Origin of the sequence: Rhizobium sp. PDO1-076, assembly GCF_000247475.1 — a bacterium.
Classification (GTDB): domain Bacteria; phylum Pseudomonadota; class Alphaproteobacteria; order Rhizobiales; family Rhizobiaceae; genus Allorhizobium.
In genome coordinates, this window is record NZ_AHZC01000226.1 from 1 (window position 1) to 2,172 (window position 2,172).

The following is a 2,172-nucleotide window of genomic DNA, read 5'->3' on the forward strand; positions in this document are numbered from 1 at the left end:
CGGCCACAGGATGCGTGTGTGCCAACACCAAGTGCTGCAAACGTCTGAACTTCTGTGCTGCTTGGCATACCGCTGCTGGAAAAATGAAATATCAATCGGAGCCTTTCGGGCGGCGCATTCCAAGGTCACAGTCGATTGTTGACGTGCCGGGCTGGTCATGGATATCAACTGGCTTTCTCCCGGTTTGACCCAGGTTTAGCAAAGAAAGGATTGTTGTTTTGACCAATTCATCTGCCACTGCTTCGTGTATGAGCAATTTCTCGCTTCCGTTTGTGCAGGCAAGGGAGGCTGTCCTGAGGGGCACGACCCGCTATCTGCCCTTTTCCATGGGCGGACCGTCAAACTGCGGCTCAATGATCCCGTACGGGGGGAGAAACCGTCGCCCTCTGTTGAAAAGCTGTTTGGGTTGCGACATGGGCAGCCTCTCCCCCGACGGCTTTGGAGTCCCGCAAGAGATGCCCGTGACATCGAATTTAGATTTCTGAATGGGCTTCACCAAGCCTTGCAGCAGAAGGCTGCAGATCCCCCAATGGGATTTAGGTAATTTTCCCCTCGCAGATTTTTCTAAAGCAGAAGGCCCGCTGCTAGCTGCGCTGTTGTGTGTGCTCGATAGGCGACTTCCCAACGCAGCTAAGAATCGTTTATTATTAGGTTACTCAGATCAAGACGCCAGTGTAGAGGGGTGGATTGAAAGTACGTGTAAAAAGTTCACAAGGGCAGGTCGAAGGGTAGTGGTTTCGGCACGAGTGGGGCAGGCTGGTCGTCCATGTCGAGTTCATACTTTCCGAACCGGCGAATGTGCTTACGGGTGTAAGGACTGAGGGCGGCAGCAAGCTTCGGCGTAACGTGCAGGCCGTCATCGGCCATGGAAGCAAGAGCCTCGGTCAAGTCGGCGACATTTGAAAGCATGATAGCGTTCGCGACCAGACTGGCATATTTGACCTGCTTTTCCTGCTCGACCGGATCCCCGCTCTTAATGATTGGACCGCCGAATGTGATCCAGTCGAGGAAATCATTGAAGGATTCGATTTTCGTGGTTTCGGCGCGGATGGTGCGCCGGATCTCGGGATTGGCGATATAACGCAGCAGGAACAGTGTACGCTCGACCCGGCCGAGTTCGCGGAAGGCTTGGTACAGGCGACTTTTCCGGTTGTGCGATCCGAGTTTGCGCAGCAACATGGAGGGTAGGACCAAGCCGGCCTGAATGGAGAGGACCACCTGCATCATGTCCTGCCAATGCGTCGAGATCAAGCTCCAGTCGATTTCGCGGGTGAAGAGCCTATCAATATGCTGGTAGCGCACCGATTTGTCGGGCCGATAGAAGGTGGCGTCACCCCAATTGCGCATACGCGGCATCAGCATGATGCCGAGAAAGCGGGAAAGACCAAAGACAGGCTCGCTTTGACCCTGGGTGTCGGCATGGAGGATGTCCGGCTGGATTGTCGATCGGTTCTTCATGAGGCCGTCGAGAATATGGACCGCTTCCCAGACGCCGCAGGGGATGAAGGTGGTGAACAACGCGATATAGTTGTCGGCGATATGGTGATAGGCGATGCCACCATAGGCACCGTAACGGATATGCTGCGCGCCCAAGAGATTGTTTTCGCGAAGCGGGACGTGCGTGCCATCAGCGATCGCCGCCCGGCCGGCGCCCCAGATTTTCGGCAAGGGGAAGCGATTGTAGGCGTCGATCAGGTCTGTCATTGCGGCTTCGAGCTTGGACGTGTTGATGTGCTGGGCATTGAGGCGACGCAACGTATCGGCGCTGGCGATAGCTGGAGCATGGCGGGCGGCCTGGACGGGGCCGAGATTGCAACCATAGCCAAACGTCGTGAAGACATAACGCTGCTCGGCTCTTGTGAGCTTCGGATCGGCTCCGGATGGCGGGCCGAAGTGGCGCGTGAAGTTGGTCCAGAAAGTCCCGTCCCTGAGAATATCGAGCAGGTGGCGTTCGCGCATGCGAGCATGGACTTCCATCTCGAAGCCCGGCAATCCCTCGGGCAGCGACGTGGCCCTGAGCTGTTTGAGGTGCGGCACGCCATCAGCGTCAATGGTCAGTTCCGCGTTGGAGGGGAAGTCTGCATCGACCGCAACTGCTGTCGCCGTCAGTTCTCGCCGCAATTGGTCGACAAGGTGTTCGCCGCTCCTGGGAAGGCCAAGCGCATCCCCCTA

The 2,172-nt window shown here is 56.9% G+C and carries 1 protein-coding gene and 1 pseudogene; one reads left to right on the top strand and one right to left on the bottom strand.

What is annotated here, in order from left to right; translation table 11 throughout:
• Window positions 1-188: hypothetical protein (locus tag PDO_RS28810; RefSeq protein ID WP_210161517.1), on the top strand; the 188-nt coding region annotated here is incomplete at its 5' end.
• Between the two features lie 520 nt (window positions 189-708).
• On the opposite strand, the pseudogene PDO_RS13655 reads toward PDO_RS28810, so the two are convergent.
• Window positions 709-2,160 (bottom strand): annotated as a pseudogene (locus PDO_RS13655) (transposase); the annotation flags it as partial.
• Between the last annotated feature and the right edge of the window lie 12 nt (window positions 2,161-2,172).